The sequence below is a fragment of the Sphingobium sp. genome (assembly GCF_049304695.1).
In the GTDB taxonomy this organism is placed as follows: Bacteria; Pseudomonadota; Alphaproteobacteria; order Sphingomonadales; family Sphingomonadaceae; genus Sphingobium.
This window is the reverse complement of record NZ_JBAQOK010000096.1, coordinates 51,562-72,385: the sequence shown is the minus strand read 5'-3', so window position 1 is coordinate 72,385 and position 20,824 is coordinate 51,562. Positions and strand designations below refer to the sequence as shown.

20 protein-coding genes are annotated in these 20,824 nt (G+C 63.8%); 8 read left to right on the top strand and 12 right to left on the bottom strand.

Annotated elements, in window-relative coordinates:
* Window positions 1–23: 23 nt before the first annotated feature.
* Together secG and tpiA are read right to left on the bottom strand one after the other, a co-directional pair.
* The gene (gene secG / locus WA070_RS19720; RefSeq protein ID WP_422635614.1) at window positions 24–398 is read right to left on the bottom strand and encodes a preprotein translocase subunit SecG; all 375 of its coding nucleotides are present in this window, start codon (window positions 396–398) and stop codon (window positions 24–26) included.
* Window positions 399–513: 115 nt separating this feature from the next.
* Window positions 514–1,278 carry a triose-phosphate isomerase gene (gene tpiA / locus WA070_RS19715; protein WP_422635613.1) on the bottom strand — a complete coding sequence of 255 codons (765 nt, stop codon included), beginning with the start codon at window positions 1,276–1,278 and terminating at the stop codon, window positions 514–516.
* A gap of 210 nt (window positions 1,279–1,488) precedes the next feature.
* Between tpiA and WA070_RS19710 the strand changes: the two genes are divergently transcribed.
* Entirely contained in the window at window positions 1,489–3,441 is a 1,953-nt protein-coding gene (locus WA070_RS19710; protein WP_422635612.1) for a SurA N-terminal domain-containing protein, read from the top strand.
* A 1-nt stretch (window position 3,442) separates the two neighbouring features.
* Window positions 3,443–4,963, top strand: a complete 1,521-nt coding sequence (trpE, locus tag WA070_RS19705) for an anthranilate synthase component I (RefSeq protein ID WP_422635611.1) — start codon at window positions 3,443–3,445, stop codon at window positions 4,961–4,963.
* A 55-nt stretch (window positions 4,964–5,018) separates the two neighbouring features.
* On the opposite strand, the gene WA070_RS19700 is transcribed toward trpE, so the two are convergent.
* From WA070_RS19700 to WA070_RS19690, 3 genes are read right to left on the bottom strand one after another with little or no spacing between them, the layout of a single operon-like run.
* Complete coding sequence (locus WA070_RS19700; RefSeq protein ID WP_422635610.1) at window positions 5,019–5,744, bottom strand: extensin family protein; 726 nt, start codon at window positions 5,742–5,744, stop codon at window positions 5,019–5,021.
* Window positions 5,745–5,747: 3 nt separating this feature from the next.
* Window positions 5,748–6,521: an NUDIX hydrolase gene (locus WA070_RS19695; RefSeq protein ID WP_422635609.1), complete on the bottom strand. Its 774-nt coding sequence runs from the start codon at window positions 6,519–6,521 to the stop codon at window positions 5,748–5,750.
* A gap of 45 nt (window positions 6,522–6,566) precedes the next feature.
* On the bottom strand, window positions 6,567–8,243 hold the full coding sequence (locus WA070_RS19690) for an MFS transporter (RefSeq protein ID WP_422635608.1): 1,677 nt from the start codon (window positions 8,241–8,243) through the stop codon (window positions 6,567–6,569).
* 264 nt (window positions 8,244–8,507) lie between these two features.
* Between WA070_RS19690 and WA070_RS19685 the strand changes: the two genes are divergently transcribed.
* The 5 genes from WA070_RS19685 (at window position 8,508) to pgl (ending at window position 14,453) form a co-directional block, all read left to right on the top strand.
* Window positions 8,508–9,716, top strand: a complete 1,209-nt coding sequence (locus WA070_RS19685; RefSeq protein WP_422635607.1) for an acetyl-CoA C-acetyltransferase — start codon at window positions 8,508–8,510, stop codon at window positions 9,714–9,716.
* 109 nt (window positions 9,717–9,825) lie between these two features.
* Window positions 9,826–12,003 carry a 3-hydroxyacyl-CoA dehydrogenase NAD-binding domain-containing protein gene (locus WA070_RS19680; RefSeq protein WP_422635606.1) on the top strand — a complete coding sequence of 726 codons (2,178 nt, stop codon included), beginning with the start codon at window positions 9,826–9,828 and terminating at the stop codon, window positions 12,001–12,003.
* 134 nt (window positions 12,004–12,137) lie between these two features.
* Window positions 12,138–13,133, top strand: coding sequence for a UDP-glucose 4-epimerase GalE (gene galE / locus WA070_RS19675; RefSeq protein ID WP_422635605.1), 996 nt, complete (start codon window positions 12,138–12,140; stop codon window positions 13,131–13,133).
* Between the two features lie 116 nt (window positions 13,134–13,249).
* Window positions 13,250–13,756 carry a YbaK/EbsC family protein gene (locus WA070_RS19670; protein ID WP_422635604.1) on the top strand — a complete coding sequence of 169 codons (507 nt, stop codon included), beginning with the start codon at window positions 13,250–13,252 and terminating at the stop codon, window positions 13,754–13,756.
* A 4-nt stretch (window positions 13,757–13,760) separates the two neighbouring features.
* The gene (gene pgl / locus WA070_RS19665) at window positions 13,761–14,453 is read left to right on the top strand and encodes a 6-phosphogluconolactonase (protein ID WP_422635603.1); all 693 of its coding nucleotides are present in this window, start codon (window positions 13,761–13,763) and stop codon (window positions 14,451–14,453) included.
* Between the two features lie 39 nt (window positions 14,454–14,492).
* On the opposite strand, the gene WA070_RS19660 is transcribed toward pgl, so the two are convergent.
* Window positions 14,493–14,966, bottom strand: coding sequence for a 2'-5' RNA ligase family protein (locus tag WA070_RS19660; RefSeq protein WP_422635660.1), 474 nt, complete (start codon window positions 14,964–14,966; stop codon window positions 14,493–14,495).
* Window positions 14,967–15,015: 49 nt separating this feature from the next.
* On the bottom strand, window positions 15,016–15,555 hold the full coding sequence (locus tag WA070_RS19655) for a peroxiredoxin (RefSeq protein WP_422635602.1): 540 nt from the start codon (window positions 15,553–15,555) through the stop codon (window positions 15,016–15,018).
* 112 nt (window positions 15,556–15,667) lie between these two features.
* On the opposite strand from WA070_RS19655, the gene WA070_RS19650 reads away from it, so the two are divergent.
* Window positions 15,668–16,087, top strand: a complete 420-nt coding sequence (locus WA070_RS19650) for a sugar transporter (RefSeq protein WP_422635601.1) — start codon at window positions 15,668–15,670, stop codon at window positions 16,085–16,087.
* Between the two features lie 3 nt (window positions 16,088–16,090).
* Here the strand turns inward: WA070_RS19650 and mltG are convergent, their stop codons facing one another.
* The 5 genes from mltG to fabD form a co-directional block, all read right to left on the bottom strand.
* Window positions 16,091–17,062 (bottom strand): endolytic transglycosylase MltG, encoded by a 972-nt coding sequence (gene mltG / locus WA070_RS19645; protein ID WP_422635600.1) that lies wholly within the window; start codon window positions 17,060–17,062, stop codon window positions 16,091–16,093.
* 196 nt (window positions 17,063–17,258) lie between these two features.
* Window positions 17,259–18,518 carry a beta-ketoacyl-ACP synthase II gene (gene fabF / locus WA070_RS19640; protein WP_422635599.1) on the bottom strand — a complete coding sequence of 420 codons (1,260 nt, stop codon included), beginning with the start codon at window positions 18,516–18,518 and terminating at the stop codon, window positions 17,259–17,261.
* Window positions 18,519–18,699: 181 nt separating this feature from the next.
* Window positions 18,700–18,933, bottom strand: a complete 234-nt coding sequence (locus WA070_RS19635) for an acyl carrier protein (protein WP_006950224.1) — start codon at window positions 18,931–18,933, stop codon at window positions 18,700–18,702.
* Between the two features lie 162 nt (window positions 18,934–19,095).
* Window positions 19,096–19,836: a 3-oxoacyl-[acyl-carrier-protein] reductase gene (fabG, locus tag WA070_RS19630; protein ID WP_422635598.1), complete on the bottom strand. Its 741-nt coding sequence runs from the start codon at window positions 19,834–19,836 to the stop codon at window positions 19,096–19,098.
* A gap of 19 nt (window positions 19,837–19,855) precedes the next feature.
* Window positions 19,856–20,791: an ACP S-malonyltransferase gene (gene fabD, locus WA070_RS19625; protein ID WP_422635659.1), complete on the bottom strand. Its 936-nt coding sequence runs from the start codon at window positions 20,789–20,791 to the stop codon at window positions 19,856–19,858.
* Window positions 20,792–20,824: the final 33 nt, after the last annotated feature.

The following is a 20,824-nucleotide window of genomic DNA, read 5'->3' as shown; positions in this document are numbered from 1 at the left end:
GATCGAAATAATCGGTGAGCGGTTTAGTTGGCGAGCGGAACCGCGCCGTTGGCCGCTGCGGCATTGCTCGCCGAATCAGCCGCGCCCGCCAGCGGGTCCGCATTGCCGGTCGCTGGCGCGCCCTGCGTCGCGGGCGCCTGTTTCACCAGCGACGTGTCGATGTCGCTGGGTGCATGCCGCACCGACGCGATCACTGCCATCACGATCGACAGGCTCACGAAAATGGTCGCCAGGATGGTGGTGGACCGGGTCAGAAAATCCGCCGCGCCGCGTGCCGACATGAAGCCCGCCGGGCTGCCGCCCACGCCCAGACCGCCGCCTTCCGACTTCTGCATCAGAATGACGGTGACCAGCAGGGCGGCCACGATGGCCTGCACGACGAGAAGAAATGTGAACATGCGAGCGGTTTTCTGTCCAGGACAAAGAGGTTGGTTGCGGCGCACATAGCGACGATGGAGCGCGGGGGCAACCGCGCCTTTCTTCCCCTCCCTTGAAAGGGAGGGGTTAATTTATTCAGGCCGCAGCAGCCGCCAGCGCGCCATCCGCAGCCTCGATGATCGGCGCGAATTTCGCCGCGCTCAGGCTCGCGCCACCGACCAGCCCGCCGTCCACGTCGGCGATTCTCATCAGGTCCGCCGCATTGTCGCCATTCATCGACCCGCCATAGAGGATGCGCACCGCGTCCGCTTCCGCGCCGATCCGGCTGGCCAGCGCCGCGCGCAGAGCCGCGTGCATAGACGCGACCGCCTCCATCGTGGGGATACGCCCCGTTCCGATCGCCCAGATCGGTTCATAGGCGACAGCCAGCCAGTCGGCCGACGCACCTTCGGGCAACGAAGCCAGCAACTGCGCGGACACCACATCCTCCGCCTGTCCGGCGTCCCGAATGTCAATGGTCTCCCCCACACACAGGATGACGTTGATCCCCGCCTCGTGCGCGGCGACCGACTTGGCGGCAATGTCGGCATCAGTTTCGCCGCGCGCTTCACGCCGTTCGCTATGACCGGTGATGACCCAGGTCGCCCCCGCTTCGGCCAGCATCTCCGCCGACAGCGAACCGGTATAGGCGCCGCTGATGTCCATGTGGCAATTCTGCCCGCCGATGAACGCCGCGCCGCGCCGTTCCGACCCCGCCATGATCAGCGTGGCGGGCAGGCAAAGGCCCACATCCACCGCCGGATGCGCCGCGGCCACTCGTCCGATCGCCTCCACTTCTTCCAGATGCGCGCGCATCCCGTTCATTTTCCAATTGCCGACAACCAGCTTGCGCCTGCCCATCAATCTATTCCCTTTTGACTATTATTGCTGCACGTCGCGCCCTCCCTTTTCGCGCCCGAACCATGGGTCCGAGGGATCTCCTCCAAAGAGAAGAGGGTGCTTGACGGATCGGATGGACGGCACTCACGCATTTGTCCAGCCCAAGCCTTGCCGCCGCGCGCTTCCGCGCTTACAGCGTGCCGCCATAACGCCTGTTGTTCGGACATATTCATGCTTGCTGTCTTTCGCCGCTTCATCAAATCCAAATTCGGCGCGATCTTCGCGATCCTGTTCCTGGGCGTTATTGCCGCCGCCTTCATCCTTGGCGACCTGACGGGCGGCCAGTTCGGCAATAGCCTGGGCGGTGGCGGCGGCACAGCGGCCAAGGCGAACGGTCAGCGCCTGACCCAGACCGAGTTTCAGGACCGGGTCCAGCGCGTGTTCGAAAATGCCCGCCGTTCCAATCCTGCACTGACAATTGCCGAATTTCTGGCGCAGGGCGGCGCAAGCCAGGTGTTCGACCAGCTCGTCGCATCACTGACGCTGCGCGCCTTTGCCGACGATCAGGGCGTGCATATCAGCAAGCGACTGGTCGATGCGCAGATCGCGCAGATTCCGGCATTTCAGGATGCGGCCGGCAATTTCAGCCAGGAAAGTTTCCGTGCGCTTCTGACGCGCGAACGATTGACCGAACAGGCGCTGCGTGACGACATCAGCCGCGAAATCCTGCAACGCCAGATGCTGGCGCCCGTCGGCCTGGGGGTCAAGCTATCCGACTCGATGGTCCTGCCCTATGCCTCGCTGCTGCTCGAAGCGCGTCAGGGCACCATTGCGGCCATCCCCGCCGTCGCCTTCCTGGACGACAAGCAGCCCAGCGATGCGCAGCTCGCCGATTTCTACAAGCGCAACGCTGAGCATTTTACCATCCCCGAACAGCGGCGCATCCGCTACGCCGTGATCGACGCAGCCCGCTTCGCGCAGGCGTCGCAACCGACCGACGCGGAAATTTCCGCCGCCTATAATCAAAATAAGGCGACCTACGCCGCCAAGCAGAACCGCAGCGTCGAACAGCTCGTGCTGCCCACGCAGGCCGCCGCCAACGCCATCGCCACGCAGGTGAAGGGTGGCAAATCCCTTGCGGAAGCCGCCAGGAGCGCGGGCCTTGCCGTTGCGACACTGTCCGACCAGAGCCAGTCCGCACTGACAGCTTCGACGGGCAAGGCAGTCGCTGACGCCGCCTTTACTGCTAAGCAGGGCGACCTGGCCGGGCCGGTGCGCGGATCGCTGGGCTGGGTCGTGTTGCGCGTCACCGCGATCAACACGACCGCCGCCAGATCACTGGACGCCGTGCGTGGCGAACTGGTCGAAACGCTGCGCGCGCAGAAAGAAAAAACGCTGCTGACCGAGTTCACCGGCAAGCTGGAAGACCAGATTGCGGACGGCGGCACGTTCGACGAAGTGATCAAGGATAACGGTCTGAAGCTGGAAACAAGCCCGTTGCTGGTGTCCAGCGGTAAGCAGGTTGAGGATCAGGCCTATGTCGCCCCGGCTGACGTACAGCCGCTGCTCGCTCCCGTATTCGGCATGAGCGCCGACGATGACGCGCAACTGGTGCCGATCACGCCAGATAAGCGCTATGCCCTTATAGCGCCGGGCGAAATCGTCTCCGCCGCGCCGCCGCCGCTGGCCAAGGTCAGGACGCTAGTCGTTGCGCAGTACAAGCTGAACGCAGGCAATGAGAAGGCGAAAAAGCTGGCCGAAGATATTCGCGCCAAGGTCGCCAAGGGAACGAAGTTGGCCGATGCCATAGCAGCAGCAGGCGTAAAGCTGCCCGCGCCGCAGGTGCTGGGCGGCCGCCGCGCCGACCTGATGCGTGGCGAACAACGCCCGCCAGCCGAAGTCGCCATCCTGTTCTCCATGGCGCAGGGCACGGTCAAGACCTTGCCCATCAGTCAAGGTCGCGGTTATTTCGTCGTGCAGCTGAATGCCATTCAGCGCGGCGACGCCAAGACCCAGCCGCAATTGCTGGGTCAGGTCCGCGATCAGCTCGCCGACGTGGTGGGTCAGGAATATGGCGAGCAATTCGGTCGTGCCGTCGAAAAGGAACTGGGCGTCACCCGCAATCCGCAGGCCATAACGCAATTGCGCGCGGCTCTGTCGGCTAACAATAGCGGCGGCCAGTAACATGGTCGCGACGGCGGGGAATGACGGCGTCACCGCTGCGCGTGACGCGCTGGCGCGGGGGGATTCCGCGCTGGTATGGCGGCGACAGATCGCCGACACCGACACACCCATTTCCGCCGCGCTCAAATTGTTCGAAGCCGATCGCGGCGACTTCCTGCTGGAATCGGTGGAGGGCGGCGCAGTGCGCGGGCGACATAGCCTGATCGGCCTCGCCCCCGATCTTGTCTTCCGCGCGCAAGGGCATGAGGCGCAGATCAACCGCCATTGGGCGACTGACCGTGACGCCTTCGTTACCCAGCCTGAAGACGCCCTCATGGCCCTGCGCGCACTCGTCGCTGAATGCCGGGCCGACATGGATCCCGCGCTACCCGCCGCGCTGGCGTGTCTGGTCGGCTATTTCGGTTATGAAACTGTTGGACTGGTCGAAAAATTGCCGCGTCCGGCTGACAACCCTATCGCGCTGCCCGACATGCTGTTCGTGCGGCCCACCGTCATTCTGGTGTTCGACCGGCTGGCCGACGCCCTGTATCTGGTCGCCCCGGTTTGGAAGGGCAGCTTTGCCGACGCAGATCAGGCCATCGATCAGGCACTGGAACGGATCGACGCGACAGCCGCGCGCCTCGCCGCGCCACTACCCGCAACGCCGGCCCCCGCCGACATCGCCGATGTCGCCGTGACGCCGGTGCTGGAGCCGGGCAGCTATGCCGCCATGGTCGATAGGGCAAAGGACTATATCGTCGCGGGCGACATTTTTCAGGTCGTGCTGGCCCAGCGCTTCACCAGCCCCTTTACCCTGCCGCCCATTGCTCTCTATCGCGCGTTGCGGCGGATCAACCCCTCGCCCTTCCTCTATTATCTCGACCTGCCCGGCTTCGCGCTGATCGGGTCCAGTCCGGAAATTCTGGTACGCGCGCGCGACGGCGAAGTCACGATCCGCCCGATCGCTGGTACGCGCCCACGCGGCAAGAACGCTGTGGAGGACGCCGCCAACCGCGAAAGCCTGCTCGCCGATCCCAAGGAACGCGCGGAACACCTCATGCTGCTCGACCTTGGCCGCAACGATGTAGGCCGGGTGGCGACCGCTGGCAGCGTGACCGTGACAGACAGCTACAGCGTCGAATTTTATAGCCACGTCATGCACATCGTGTCCAACGTCGTGGGCCGCCTGTCGCCCGACAAGGACGCGATCGACGCGCTGTTCGCTGGCTTCCCGGCTGGCACCGTATCCGGGGCGCCCAAGGTCCGCGCGTGTCAGATCATCGCTGAACTCGAACCCGAAACGCGCGGTGCCTATGCCGGGGGCGTGGGCTATTTCGGGCCGGACGGCAATATGGACAGTTGCATCGTCCTGCGCACTGCCGTGCTGAAAGACGGCGTCATGCATGTGCAGGCGGGCGCAGGCATCGTCGCCGACTCCACCGCCGAATATGAACAGCGCGAATGCGAGGCCAAGAGCGGCGCCCTCCTGGCTGCCGCTCGCGAGGCCGTGACATTGGCGCGGGAAAGCGGCTTCGGCCAGTAATATCCTCCCTGTCGCGCAGCCACCTCCCCATCGCTACGCGACAGGGAGAATCTTACTACCGGCATGCCCGTCCACCCATCGCCCCCCGCTCCGCCTGATCCAGATGAAAATGGTCCCGATGCGCCTTGTTATAATCGGGCGACAGGACAGTCGAAAACAGACCGCACGCCCCGTCCCGCACCGCGCGCAGGAAATCAGCGTCCTTACCCGTTCCCTTCCAGTCTTTCAGCACGCTGACCTGCCGCCCGTCCGCCAGCACGAAGGCGGCAACGTCCAGCGCATCCGCCGTCGCATGTTCGCTGAAATCGCCCTGGCTACGACCATAGATGCGGCGGCAACTATAGCTGCCGAAATGGCGGATGCGCGCGATCGGCTGGCCATAGATGCGCTGCGCAGCAGGCTGCACCACTTGCCATTCCCACAGCTTGAGCGCAGCGACCACCGGGCAGGACGGCGCGACCGATACAGGCGACAGCGCGATGGCGTCCGCATCGCCCCGCAACCGCACAGCGTCGGCATAGGTGCATTGCCCGCTTCCGCCCGGCTTCATCGCGACATAGTCCACGCCCGCCCGGTCCAGCAGCGCCTTGCACAGAGTGCTATCCTCCGTCAGCGCCGCCAGCTTACGCCCGGTGAACAGGCCGATCGGCTGGTTCAGATCCAGATCGGTCCATGGCAAATCCTGCGGCCTCTGGCGCAGAACGGCATAGGCCAACAGTGCAAAAGCAATGATGCTGCCCCACACAAGGAAACGGCGTATGATCAGGTGAAGGGCGCGCATCCCCTAACCACGCCGGACCCGTTCGAAAGGTTCCGATGTGACCGGATATCCCAGATGCGCCGGGATGCACAAATGCGTCTCACCGTCGCGCTCCTCCTTCCACGGGCGGATCGTTTCCACCGGATGCGCGGCGGCATGGGCAACCAGTTCAGCATAGCTGACATGTCGCGCCAGCCGTTCCAGATTGCGCCGGGTCGGGAAAATGATCTTTCCCTCGCCCGCGTCACACCGCGCCAGCGTCGCTATCGCGCTGCTCCAGAACAGATGCACATTCTCGGTCGTATCAACGCTGGCGGCCTGCCCATCGGGCGCACGCGTCAGATAAAAGCGCGTGTCATAGACACGGCGCACCTTATCCCAAACCGCCGGATGCCAGCGCGCGAAGGGTATGATCCGATCCAGCGCCAGGGCGACGCCATGCGCTTCCATCAGGTCGCCCAGCGTCCGCCCCTCATCCAGTCCAGCCCGGATCGCCGCCACCATCGCCGCATCGACCAGCCCCGCCAGCCCGATGCCCAGTCCGCTTTCCTCGATCGTCTCGCGGATCGCCGCAATGCGTGCAGCCGCTTCGTCCGCGTCCAGGCCATGGTCGATCCGCGCGGCCAGCGCATGATCGGACGGATCGACCGCGCCACCGGGAAACACCAGCGCCCCAGCAGCAAAGGCCATGGTCGACGCGCGTTCCATCATCAAAAATTCCGGCGGCCTATCAAGCCTCTCGCGCACGATCACCACGGTCGCGGCGGGCCGACCCGCCTCTTGTCCAATATCATCCATCGGCAAGACCTGTAAGCGTTTCAATCCGCATCGGCAAAGGGCGCATCAACTGGACCGGGTGGGATCGGTCATCCCATCGCCCATTTCGCGTGGATCAGGTCCACGACTGATCGGCAGCGATCCGGTCTGCCGCTCCAGCAACCGGTGAACGACGGGCGGGTTGGGACTGTCATGCAAGGCATGGATCGCCTCGCTATTGGCGATGTCGGCCACCGTGCGCCGCTGGTTATGCCGGACATAGTCCAGCCAGGTCGATACATGATAGCGTTCCACCCACAGGTCCGGTTCGCCGACATCGCGCATCAACGACCATCCATGTGCTCCATCGCGTCGCCGGATACGCCGCCTCTCGCTCATCGCGGAAAGGAACGGAACGACCGACCCTGCCGGAATGCGATATTCGATGGTCACGACAACCGGCCCGCTGCGTGGTTCCACCGGCACCTGCGTATCGGGTTCGCGCCAGCTGTTCTGTAGGTCCAGATTATCGTCACCCGTCTGCCGCAAGGGTCGCCACAGGCCGATCAGGGCCGCGACCAATTGCACGGCAGCCGACGCATGAAGGGCATCTACGACACCGTAAGTTTCAGCGATCCACCCGAATGTCCACGCGCCAACCGCCATGCCGCCGAACGCCGACATCTGGTACAGCGACACCGCCCGCGCCACGACCCATCGCGGCGCGGACATCTGCACCGACACGTTGAAGGTCGACAGCGCCATGACCCATCCTGCCCCTGCCAGCAGGTAACCTGCCAGCGCGATCGGCAACGCACTGCTCAACCCCGTAACCGACGTGCCAAGTGCCAGCACCAGCGCCGCCGATCGCACGATCGTTTCGATCGAATAGCGTGCGCGCAGGGGTCGGGTGGACAGCGCGCCTGCCACGGCGCCGACGCCAAACGCCCCGCTGGTCATGCCGAACGTCAGCGCCCCGCCCTGAAGCAGATCGCGCGCGACCAGCGGCATCAGCGCCGACACAGCGCTGGCCCCCACGCCAAAGGCGGCGCTGCGCAACAGCACCAGCTGGATATTGGGCGACATCGCGACATAGCGCACCCCTGCCCCCATCGCGACGCCCAGCCGTTCGCGCGGCAACAGCTTGGGCGGCAGGTCCGGTCGCCAGCGCGCCAGCACGGCCAGCAGCCCGATATAGGACACCGCGTTGGTCACGAACGCCGCAGCCGCGCCCGCCACAGCGACGATCACACCGCCCAGTGCCGGGCCAACGCTGCGCGCGATGTTGAACCCCATGGAATTGAGCGCCACTGCGTTGGGCAGCACTGAACGCGGCACCATGTCACCGACCGACGCCTGCCAGGCCGGGCCGTTGACCGCAGTCGCGCACCCCAGCACGAATGTGAAAGCCAGCAGCAGCCATGGCGTGATCGCCCCGGCCCAGGCCGCGACCGCCAGCGCCGCCGACACCAGCAGCATCGTCATCTGGCAGATGATCATCACCTTGCGCCGGTCCAGATTGTCGGCGACCGCGCCCGCCCACAGGGACAATAGCATGATCGGCAGCGTCGTGGCGGCGGGGACCAGCGCGATCAGTTGCGGCGACGCGCCCAGCGACGTCATCATCCACGCCGCACCGACCGACTGGATCAGCCCGCCGAAATTGGACGCCAGACTGGCTATCCAGATCGAACGAAAGATCGGGATGGACAAAGGCGACGGCGGCGGTGCGGACTGGAATTCTGACTCTGGCACGGCCCCCATGAAGCCGAATATGGCACGGGCGTCAAACCCCCGACTCAGCTCTTTTCATATCCTTACCGTGCGTCCAGATACGAACACCCGGTCGCGACTTCCTGAGTGAGGACCACAGCTCATCGCACTGTTGAACATATGCCCTTCCGCTACGGCGGGGGGATGCGCATGGGTTTGGCGGCATTTCCGCTTGCACTTTACGTAAACGTAAATACATTCATGCCCGTATCCGGCGCGCCTGACAGGGCGGCCCACGGAGAGGATTGTACGGACATGGAAGCCTATATCTACGATGCGGTCAGGACGCCGCGCGGCCGGGGCAAGGCCGACGGCTCGTTGCACGAAATAACCCCGATCCAGCTCGCGACGCAGGTGCTCGAAGCGATCCGCGATCGTAGCGCCATCGACACCGCCGACGTGGATGACGTCATCCTGGGCTGCGTCAGCCCCGTGGGCGAACAGGGCGCGGACATCGCCCGCGTCGCGGTGCTGAACGCCGATTATGCCCAGACCGTGCCGGGCGTGCAGGTCAACCGCTTCTGCGCTTCGGGGCTGGAGGCAGTGAACATCGCGGCCGCCAAGGTCTATTCAGGCGAAGCGCAGTTCGCAATCGGCGGCGGCGTGGAATCCATGAGCCGCGTGCCCATGGCGTCGGACGGCGGCGCATGGGCGATGGACCCGGCGGTCGCCTACAAGACCTATTTCGCGCCGCAGGGGATTGGCGCAGACGTGATCGCCACCAAATTCGGCATCAGCCGTGATGACGTCGATGCCTATGCCGTGGAAAGTCAGCGCCGGGCCAAGGCCGCGTGGGACGCGGGCCGCTTCGCCAAGTCGATCGTCCCGGTGAAGGATGTGATCGGCCAGATCGTCCTGGACCATGACGAACATATGCGCCCTGACGCGACGATGCAGTCGCTCGGCAGCCTCAAGCCCGCTTTCACCGCGCTGGGCGAAGACATGCCCGGTTTCGATACCGTCGCGCTGCTGCGCTATCCCGAACTGGAGCGGGTCAATCATGTCCATCATGCCGGGAACAGCAGCGGCATCGTCGATGGCGCTGCCGCCGTGCTGGTCGGCAGCAAGGATATCGGCGACAAATATGGCCTCAAACCCCGCGCCCGCATCCGGGCGATGGCGTCTGTCGGGTCCGAACCGCTCATCATGCTCACTGGCCCGGAGTTCGTCGCGGGCAAGCTGTTGTCGCGTGCGGGCATGACCACCGCCGACATCGACCTGTGGGAACTCAACGAAGCCTTCGCCAGCGTCGTGCTGCGCTACATGCAGGCGATGAACCTCGACCACGACCGGATCAACGTCAATGGCGGCGCGATCGCCATGGGCCATCCGCTCGGCGCGACCGGCGCGATGGTGCTGGGCACCGCGCTCGACGAACTGGAACGGACGGGCAAGGGCACCGCGCTCATCAACCTGTGCGTGGGCGCAGGCATGGGCACCGGCATCATCATCGAACGTATCTGACCCCCTTTCCCGTTCGCCCTGAGCCTGTCGAAGGGCCTTTCTTTCTTCAAGAAAAGTAGAAGGCTTCGACAAGCTCAGCCCGAACGGATTTTCAAGAGGCAGCATCATCATGCAGACCATCAATTTCGACATCGACGCCGACGGCATCGCCACCCTGACCATCGACGTGCCGGGCCAGTCGATGAACGTTATCGGCCCCGACTTTCTGGCCGACCTGGATACCGCCATCACCCGCATCGCTTCCGAGGACGGGATCAAGGGCGCGGTGATCGCGTCGGGCAAGGACAGCGGTTTCATGGCGGGCATGGACCTGAAATATTTCGGGTCGATGCTGGCCAATGAGGGCGGTTCCGCCCCAGCCCCCGCCGCCATCTTCGACAAGGTGTTCGTGCTCAACCAGCTGTTCCGACGCCTCGAAACCTGTGGCAAGCCGGTCGCCTGCGCGATCGAGGGGACGTGCGTGGGTGGCGGCTTCGAACTCGCGCTCGCCTGCCATCGCCGGATCGTGGGCGACAGCCCGAAGACGCAGCTTGGCCTGCCCGAAATCCTGATCGGCCTGTTCCCCGGCGGCGGCGGATCGCAGCGCCTGCCGCGGATCATGGGCGTGCAGGCGTCGCTGATGTACATGCTGCAGGGCAAGATGTTCCGCCCCGCCGACGCCGCGATGATGAAGGTCGTTGATCAGGTCGTGCCACAGGGCACGGCGGTGCAGGCCGCGCGCGATTGGGTGAAGGCCAACCCGACCGCCACGACCCAGCCGTGGGACGTCAAGGGTTTCAAGGTTCCGGGTGGCGCAGGCGGCTTCAACCCCGGCTTCGTGCAGACGATGGCGGGCGCACTGCCGATGACGCTCAAGCAGACGCAGCGCAACATGAACGCCCCCATCGCGCTGCTGTCGGCGGTCTATGAAGGCATCACCCTGCCATTCGACCGGGCGATCCGCATCGAAAGCAAATATTTCGCGAAGGTCGCCGCCGATCCGCAGGCCAGCAACATGATCCGCAGCCTGTTCGTCAACAAGAACGCCGCCGAACGCGGCGCGCGCCGCCCCAAGGACCAGCCCAAGGCACCGACGACCAAGCTCGCCATGCTGGGCGCAGGCATGATGGGTGCGGGCATCGCCACCGTCGCCGCGCAGGCGGGCATGGACGTCGTCCTGTTCGACCGCGACATTGCCTATGCGCAAAAGGGCAAGGCCCATGTCGAGGCCGTGCTGACCAAGCGTCTGGGCCGTGGCATGACGCCCGAAAAGCTGGCTGCGACGCTGGCTCGCGTCACGCCGACCGCCGATTATGCCGACCTCGCCGGAGCCGACTTCGTGATCGAAGCCGTGTTCGAAGATGTCGCGATCAAGGCGGAGGTCACGAAACAGGTCGAGGCGGTGCTGGGACCGGACGTCATCTTTGGTTCCAACACTTCCACCCTGCCCATCACGAAGCTGGCGCAGGCGTGGAGCAAGCCGGCCAATTTTATCGGCGTCCATTTCTTCTCGCCGGTCGAAAAAATGCCGCTGGTGGAAATCATCCTGGGCAAGGACACCGGCCCCGCCGCCATTGCCAAGGCGCTGGATTTCGTCGCGCAGATCAAGAAAACGCCGATCGTCGTCAATGACTCGCGCGGTTTCTACACATCCCGCTGTTTCGGCACCTATGTGCAGGAAGGCGCGGAGCTGGTCGCCGAAGGGATCAACCCGGCACTGATCGAAAATGCGGGCAAGCAGCTTGGCATGCCGGTCGGCCCGCTCGCCGTCAGCGACGAAGTGTCGATCGAACTGGGCTATAAGGTCATGACCGCCGCCAGGAAGGAACTGGGCGACGCCTATGTCGTGCAGCGTTCCGACGACGTGATGACGAAGATGGTCGAGATGGACCGGCTGGGCCGCAAAAATGGCAAGGGCTGGTACGACTATCCCGAAGGCGGCAAGAAAATGCTGTGGCCGGGCATTGCCGACAGCTTCCCCCGCGCCACCGAACAGCCCAATGTGGAGGCGGTGAAGGAACGCCTCCTCTACCGCCAGTTGGTCGAATGCGCTCGCTGTTTCGAGGAGGGCGTGCTGGAAACGCCCGAAGATGGCGACATCGGTGCGATCTTCGGCTGGGGCTTTGCGCCCTACACGGGCGGGCCGTTTGCGCATATGGACACGGTCGGTATCGCCCATGTCGTTGACGTGCTGGATCGCCTGACCGCCGCCCATGGCGACCGCTTTGCACCTACCCAGCAACTGCGCGACATGGCAGCGAGCGGCACGACATTCTACCGTCCCGTCCCCGCTGCAAAGGCGGCATGAAAAGACTGTAAATCGTAACGCCCCTCGTTTAGGTCTTGCCCGACATCATGTTCCCGCGCAGGCGGAAACCCAGCTCCAACGTCCGGACTGGGTTCCCGCCTGCGCGGGAACAGGCAGGTTTATGGGGTGAGCATATGACGACCAAACCAACCGTCCTCGTCACTGGCGGCGCAGGCTATATCGGCAGCCATGCCGTGCTGGCGCTGAAAGACGCGGGCTATGGCGTGGTCGTCATCGACAATCTGGTCACTGGCTTCGACTGGGCCGTGCCTGCCGACGTGCCGCTGGTGCGTGGCGACATCGCCGACCAGCCGCTGGTAGAAGCGACCCTGCGCGACCATGATATCAAGGCGATCATGCACTTCGCCGGCTCTGTCGTCGTGCCAGAGTCCGTCGAGAACCCTCTGAAATATTATCATAATAACAGCGCCAAGACCCGCGACCTGATCGACAGTGCGGTCAGGGTCGGCGTCCCCCACTTCATCTTCTCTTCCACCGCTGCGACTTATGGCACGCCGGAGGAAAGCCCGGTGAAAGAGACTACGGCGCAACGGCCGATCAATCCTTACGGCATGTCCAAACTCATGACCGAATATATGCTGCGTGACGTCGCGGCGGCGCATCCGATGAACTTTTGCGCGCTGCGTTACTTCAACGTCGCGGGCGCGGACCCGCAGGGGCGCAGCGGCCAATCGACCGCAGGCGCGACCCACCTTATCAAGGTCGCGGTCGAAGCAGCGCTGGGCAAGCGCACCAGCGTCGGCGTGTTCGGCACCGATTTCGACACGCCCGACGGCACCGGGGTGCGCGACTATATCCACGTCAGCGATCTCGCCGCCGCCCACGTCCTCGCGCTCGAAGCCCTGATCGCCGACCCCAAGCGCAGCCATCTGCTCAACTGCGGCTATGGCCGGGGTTTTTCCGTGCTCGAAGTGCTGGATGCGGTCGATCGCGTCACCAACATGACAATCGAACGCGTCATGCAGCCGCGCCGCGCGGGCGACCCCCCCGCCCTCATCTCCGACAACAGCGCGATTCTCGCGACCTTCCCCTGGGAACCGCGCTATGCGGACCTGGACCTGATCGTGAATCATGCGCTGGCATGGGAGCGGAAGCTGAGCGAAAGATAACCATCCCAACTCCGTTCGGGCTGAGCTTGTCGAAGCCTCTCTCTTTTCTGAAATAAGAAAAGCCCTTCGACAGGCTCAGGGCGAACGGATTTAGGTCTAAATATGAGCCATCACTCATGAGCGAAGCCTCCGTCCGCGCCTTCCTTGCCACCCACGCGCCCGATGTCGCGATCATCGATCAGGGCGTCAGCACCGCGACCGTGCTGGAGGCGGCACAGGCGCTGGGCGTCGAACCCGCCCGCATTGCCAAGACGCTGTCGCTGCGTGTCGGCGACGGCGTGGCGCTGGTCTGCACTCGCGGCGACGCACGGCTGAACAATGGCAAGGCGAAGGCCGCGCTCGGCGCAAAGCCCCGTATGCTGGGCGCGGATGAGGTGGAGGCGATCACGGGCCACCCGATCGGTGGCGTCTGCCCCTTCGGCCTGCCGACTGCCCTGCCCGTCTATTGCGACATATCCCTGCGTGATTTCGCCACCGTCTTTCCGGCCGCAGGGTCACGCACGGCATCAGTCGAACTCAGCCCCGCCCGGCTCGCGGACCTGACCGGCGCGCAATGGATCGACATCTGCACCCTGCCCGAACTCACCCCAGCCGCCCCCACACCAGCCGACAGCGCGGAGTAACCCCATGCCCATCGAACATGCCTTCATCGACGCAGAGGGCGCCGCCGCGAACCTGGCTGCCCGCATCGCCGATGTGCTGGCCGCCGCCATCGCCACGCGCGGAGCCGCCGCCATCGCCCTGTCCGGGGGCCGATCGCCCAAGCCTGTGCTCGCGGCGCTGGCCCTGACCCCGCTCGACTGGGACAAGGTCGTCGTCACGCTGGTCGATGAACGCTGGGTCGCGCCGGACCATGCCGACAGCAACGAACGACTGCTGCGCGAAACCCTGCTGACCGGCGCGGCGGCCGCTGCCCGTTTCGTGCCGATGAAGAATGCTGCCGCCGATGCCTATGCCGGACAGGCGGCGGTGGAGGAGGCTTTCACCACCCTGCCCTGGCCGCTCGATATCGTTTTGCTGGGCATGGGCGAAGACGGCCACACTGCCTCGCTTTTCCCGCAGGCAAAGGAACTGGCCGACGGCCTGAGCAGCCAAGCGCGCACCATCGCCGTTACGCCTCCGGCTGCCCCGCACCAGCGCCTGTCCCTTACCGCCAGCGCGATCCTGAGCGCCCGCCACATCTTCCTGCAAATCGGCGGCGACGCGAAGAAAACCGTCTATGACCGCGCGCTGTCAGACGGCCCGATAGAAGAACTCCCCATCCGGCTCGCGCTTAAGCAGAGCGCGACGCCGGTAGAAGTGTGGATCAGCGAGACATGAAATCCTGATTGTATAGGCGAAGGAATTTCGCCAGGCACGCTAACCTCTAAACATCGCTTTTGTCGCCAAGTCCCACGGGCCGCCGCGATAATGCCAGGCAGCGAGGCCCGCGATCGCGAACGGGCGGGGTTGGAACTCTACACGCAGCGCATCCGCCAGCGCTTTCGCCTCAGCGGGCTTGACCTTATTCTGCACCGTCACATGCAGGCGGGGCCGTGCCTGATCCTGCGGGGTGAGCAGGCCGGTAAAGGCGTCGGCCAGATCGTCGCGGATCGCCATGAGTTCCGGACTGTCGATGCGATAGGCGACCCCCTGCCCCAACATCATGACGTCAGCCAGCCGCGCGCCCGGTGCAGGACCGCGGCAAAAGGCCTTCAACCTGCGCGCCACTTCATCCAGCGCCGATGGCGGCAAATGGTGGAACAGCGTGATATGGGCGGACAGGACATTGCGATCGGGCGGGAAATGCGCGCGGCGCAGGGCGTCCGCCCATGCAAAGTCCGCCGCGCCCATCAACGCGGTCACGATGATGGGCGCGGGGCGGACGATGGAGGCCGGTTCGTCAGGCAGCCGCGCGCGCCTTTAACCAGTCCAGCACTGGTTCGGGACGGGTTTCGCCATAGGGGTCATCATCTTCGCCGATGTCGTTGATCCCCGGTTCCTCGAACCAGGCGACGATCTTGCCGTCATCGACCACCATTGCGTAGCGCCAGCTGCGATCGCCAAAGCCCAGATGATCCTTCTTGATCAACATGCCCATGCGGCGGGTGAAATCACCCGATCCATCGGGCAGCAGCTTCACATTCCTGACGCCCAGATGCTTGCCCCACTGGTACATGACGAAACTGTCATTGACGGAAATGCAGTAGACATCGTCCACGCCCTGCGCCTTGAAATCATCGTAGAACCGCTCGAACGCGGGGCATTGTTCGGTCGAGCAGGTCGGCGTGAAGGCGCCGGGGAGCGAAAACACCACCACCCGCTTGCCCGCGAACAAATCGCCGGTTTCCACATCCTGCCAGCGGAAGGGGTTCGGTCCCTCTATACTGTCGTCGCGGACCCGCGTCTTGAGCGTTACATTGGGTACGGATCGTTCGAGCATGGTCGTCTCCCTCGTAAGGATATTGCCCGCTTTCGCGTGCTGCATGACGGCCGTATGATCCATGCGACGCACCCGCAATGGAGAGCGCGAAAAAAGGGAGAGGGTATCCATCATGAACGCAACGCGCTTCGTCACGCCGATCGCTGTCATCCTGCTGCTGTGGAACCTGATCGGGGTCGCCGCCTTTGCCATGCAATATAGCGCCGACCTCGACACGCTGGCGCTGACCGACCCAACCACCGCGCATGCTTTTGCGATGATGCCGGTCTGGGTCTGGGTCGCTTATGCAATCGCCGTGGGGGCTGGAATGGTCGGCGCGATCTTACTGTTTATGCGCAAGGCTGGCGCGGCAACCCTGTTCCTGGCTTCGATGATCGCGGTCGTCATCCAGTTTGCCTATATGTTTCTGGGCACCGACCTGCTGGCGGTGAAGGGTGCGAGCAGCGCGACCTTCCCGGCCTTCATTATCACGGTGGCGATCCTGCAATGGCTTTATGCGCGGTTTCTGGTCGTCAGGAGCATGTTGCGGTGAGTGTCAAAGCTCACCCCGCGCGCGCCTGATTTCAAACCATTTTCGTACATTTTCATTATGCTGCTGATAGGTGTCGGCAAAGATATGCCCGCCCTTGCCATCCGCCACGAAATAGAGCGCCTTGGTCGGAGCCGGGTGCAGCACCGCCAGAATCGACAAGGAACCCGGATTGGCGATCGGCCCTTTGGGCAATCCGACCATGGCATAGGTGTTGTAATCATTGACCGCTGCGATTTCCGATTTGCGGATGCGGCGGCCCAGCGGCTTGCCGCGCGTGATCGGGTAGATGATCGTCGGATCAGCCTGCAACATCATATTGGTGCGCAGGCGGTTGCCATAGACACCCGCCACCATCGGCCGTTCAGCCGGTACGGCGGTTTCCTTTTCTACGATGCTGGCGAGGATGATCGCTTCGCGCGGCGTTTTGGCGACCGTGTCCTTGGCGCGTCCAGCCCATAGTTTGGCCAGTTCGCGCGTCATCGCCGCCTGCATCCGTTTGAGGACGGCGGCGCGCGGTTCGCCTTTGTCAAAGGCATAGCTGTCGGGCAAGACGCTGCCTTCTTGCGGAATGGCGATGGCGCCGGTCAGTTCCTCATTGGCCATCAGCCGTTCATGGACCAGCAGCGAGGGCATGCCTTCAGGGATGGTGACGAGGCGGGTGAGCGTCTTGCCACCCTGCAGGATGGAGATAATCGCGCTGTTGCTGGATTTGGCGGGAATGACGAACTCGCCCGCCTTGATCGGGCGCGATCCACCGAAAATCCTGGCCCTAGTCAGGAAAGCATCGGCAGAGCGCACTGCGCCTGCCTGTTTCAGCAGGACGGCCGCGTCGGACAGCGTTGCGCCTTCGGGTACGGTGATACTGATTTGGCGGGTCGCCGGTCCCTGCTCGCTCCATCCATAGACGAAGCGAAAGCCCACGAAGGCTGCGACGGCAAGGCCGATCAGTAGAATGATACAGCCTAAGCGGCGCATGGGATTTGCCGATCGTCTTGCCATCATCATAACCGCCCGACCAGAGACAGGATGGACCCGCCATCCATATGATCCTCCCCTGCAACGGGAGGTGGATGGCCAAAGGCCAGACGGAGGGGTGTCATGCTCTCTATAGGGTGACACCCCTCCGTCACGCTACGCGTGCCACCTCCCCTACAAGGGGAGGATTGACACATCAGATCGCCTTCATGATGAGCGATGCGTTTGTACCGCCGAAGCCGAACGAATTGTTCAACACCGCGCGCACCTTGCGTTCCTTGGCGACATGGGGAACCAGATCGACGCCCAGGCAGCTTTCGCTGGGGTTGTCGAGGTTGAGCGTCGGCGGCACGATACCGTCGCGCATGGCCAATATGCAGAAGATGCTCTCCACCGCGCCCGCGCCACCCAGCAGATGGCCGATGGCGGACTTGGTGGAGCTCATCGACATATGACCGATCTGGTCACCGAACAGGCGGCGGACCGCGCCCAGTTCCAGTTCGTCGCCCAGCGGCGTCGACGTGCCGTGCGCATTGACATAATCGATGTCTTCCAGCGCCAGACCCGACTTTTTGAGCGCCATCTGCATCGAGCGGAAAGCGCCCGATCCTTCAGGATGCGGGGCAGTGACGTGGTAAGCATCGCCCGACAGGCCGTAACCCAGCACTTCGGCATAGATTTTCGCGCCGCGCGCCTTCGCCCGCTCATATTCCTCCAGCACGACCACGCCTGCGCCTTCGCCCATGACGAAACCGTCGCGGTTGACGTCATAGGGGCGGCTGGCGCGGGTAGGATCGTCGTTGAAGCCAGTCGAGAGCGCTCGCGCCTGTGCGAAACCGGCGATGCCGATCGGGCAGATCGCGCTTTCCGCACCGCCCGCCAGCATAACGTCAGCGTCGTCCATTGCGATCATCCGCGCGGCGTCGCCGATCGAATGCGCGCCGGTCGAACAGGCAGTGACGACGGCATGGTTCGGACCCATCAGGCCATATTTGATCGAGACCTGACCCGAGATCAGGTTGATCAGGCGACCATGAACGAAGTGCGGGCTGACCCGGCTAGGCCCCTTGTTCGCCAACACAAGGGATTCGCTTTCGATGCCCGGCAGGCCGCCGATGCCCGAACCGATCGAACAGCCAGCGCGCAGGCGATCTTCCTCGCTCATATTGTCGAGGCCCGCATCGCGCAGCGCCTGGCTGGCGGCGGAGATACCGAACACGATAAACAGATCCACCTGACGCTGAATCTTGTGATCGACGTCCAGCGAAGCGTCATAGCCATATTCATGGTCTTTGGGCTTCACTTCGCAGGCGATCCGACATTTATAGTCGGTGGGGTCGAACCGCGTGATCGTCGCCGCGCCGGATTTCGACGCGATGATATTCTTCCAGGTGGTTTCGACATCCCCGCCGAGCGGGCTGACCATGCCAAGGCCGGTTACGACGACACGACGCATATCCTAGCTCCGAAAATTTCTTGTGGGCGCATTGCCATTCCCTACCCGTTGTCGCGGGATTTAGGAACAGCGCGCCAGATACGAAAAGGCTCCCCGCGCTCCGGGTTCACCGGACTGGAGGAGCCGTTTCTCTCAACGCGCGATGCGACCGCCGCCCGAGGGCGACAGGCCGCGAAACGCCTTACTGCTTGCTGTCGATATAGTCGATCGCATCCTTGACGGTGCCGATCTTTTCAGCCGCATCGTCGGGGATTTCGACACCGAATTCTTCTTCGAACGCCATGACCAGTTCCACGATGTCCAGGCTGTCTGCGCCCAGATCGTCGATGAAGCTGGCATCCTCGGTCACCTTTTCGGCTTCAACGCCCAGATGCTCGACGACGATTTTCTTTACGCGATCCGCGGTCTCACTCATGAGTGGTCCTTCTTACTGACTACTGGGTATCGTTGATGGTATGAACAACCGTTAAGGCAGCCCTAGTGCCAAGCTCCGATAGAGGCAAGAGGCAAGGCCGCCAAGCCCCTTTTGTTCACTTTACGCGGACTTTCCGCAAATATCGGGTTCGACAGGTCGCCGTCAGATCATCGCCATCCCGCCATTCACATGCAGCGTCTGGCCGTTGACATAGCCTGCTTCCCGGCTGGCCAGATAAACGACCGCCGCGCCGATGTCGTCGCCGTCACCCAGATCGCCGACCGGAATCTTCTGAAGGATCGCGCCTTTTTGCGCGTCATTGAGCGCGTCGGTCATCGCCGAACGGATGAAGCCGGGCGCGACGCAGTTGACGGTGATGCCCCGGCTGGCGAGTTCCTGGCCCAGCGATTTGGACATGCCGATAATGCCCGCCTTGGACGCGCAATAATTGGCCTGCCCCGGATTGCCGGTGACGCCCACGACCGAGGTGATGGAGATGATACGGCCAAAGCGCGCCTTCATCATCGGCCTGGCGGCCGCGCGACACAGGCGGAATGCGGCCTCCAAATTGACCGAAATAACGCTCGTCCATTCCTCATCCTTCATGCGCAGGATCAGGTTATCGCGGGTGACGCCGGCATTGTTGACCAATATATCGACCTTGCCGCCCAGCGCCTCGACCGCTTGCGGCACCAGCGCATCCACCGAAGCAGGGTCGGAAAGGTTGCACACCAAACTCTTGTGATCGCCGCCCAGTTCAGCGGCGAAGGCTTTGAGCTTATCGGCATTGCTGCCCGACAGCGCCAGCGTCGCGCCCTGCGCGGCCAGCGACCTGGCGATGGATGACCCGATGCCACCCGATGCGCCCGTCACCAGCGCGGTCATGCCTGTTAGATCGAACATTTTCTTATTCCCTATCCTATCAGAATGCGCCCAGCGCGGCTTCGATATCGTCCATGGTGATGATGCTGCGCACGGTCGCGTCGGGGGCGATGCGTTTGACCATGGGGGTGAGCACCTTGCCGCCCAGTTCGACGAACTCGGTCACGCCCGCATCCCACATCGCGATGATGGATTCGCGCCAGCGCACCCGGCCCGTCACCTGCTCCACCAGCCGCGCCCGGATTTCGGCAGCGTCGGCGATCGGCGCGGCCAGTACATTGGCGTAGACGGGCAGCAGCGGCGCCTGAATCGTCACCTTGGCCAGCGCGGCTTCCATCGCGTCGGCGGCGGGTTGCATCAGCGGGCAGTGGAAGGGCGCGGACACCGGCAGCAGGATGCCGCGCTTGATGCCGTGATCCTTCACCATCTCGATCGCCCGCTCGATCGCACCGCGATGGCCCGAAATCACCACCTGCGAAGGATCATTGTCGTTGGCCACGGTACAGACTTCGCCCTGTGCCGCAGCGTCGGCCAGCGCCTGCGCCTTGTCGATGTCCGCGCCCAATAGCGCCGCCATCGCGCCTTGCCCGACCGGCACGGCGGCCTGCATCGCCTGCCCGCGCAGCTTGAGCAGCCGCGCGGTCGTGGAAATGTCAAACGCCTCTACGGCACACAGGGCGCTATATTCGCCAAGGCTGTGGCCCGCGACATAATCGCCCTTCTGCGCGAGGGAAAAGCCGCCCTCCTTTTCCATCACCCGCAGCGTGGCGATGGCGTTCGCCATGATCGCTGGCTGGGCATTTTCCGTCAGCGTCAGGTCGCTGTCTGGCCCTTCGACCATGAGGCGATAGAGATTTTGCGACAGGGCTGCGTCCACTTCCTGAAACAGTTCGCGCGCGGCGGCGCTGGCGTCGGCCAGCGCCTTGCCCATGCCGACCGACTGGCTGCCCTGTCCCGGAAAAAGAAAAGCCCGCATCATCCAACCCCTGATCCATGGCGCCATCAAAAA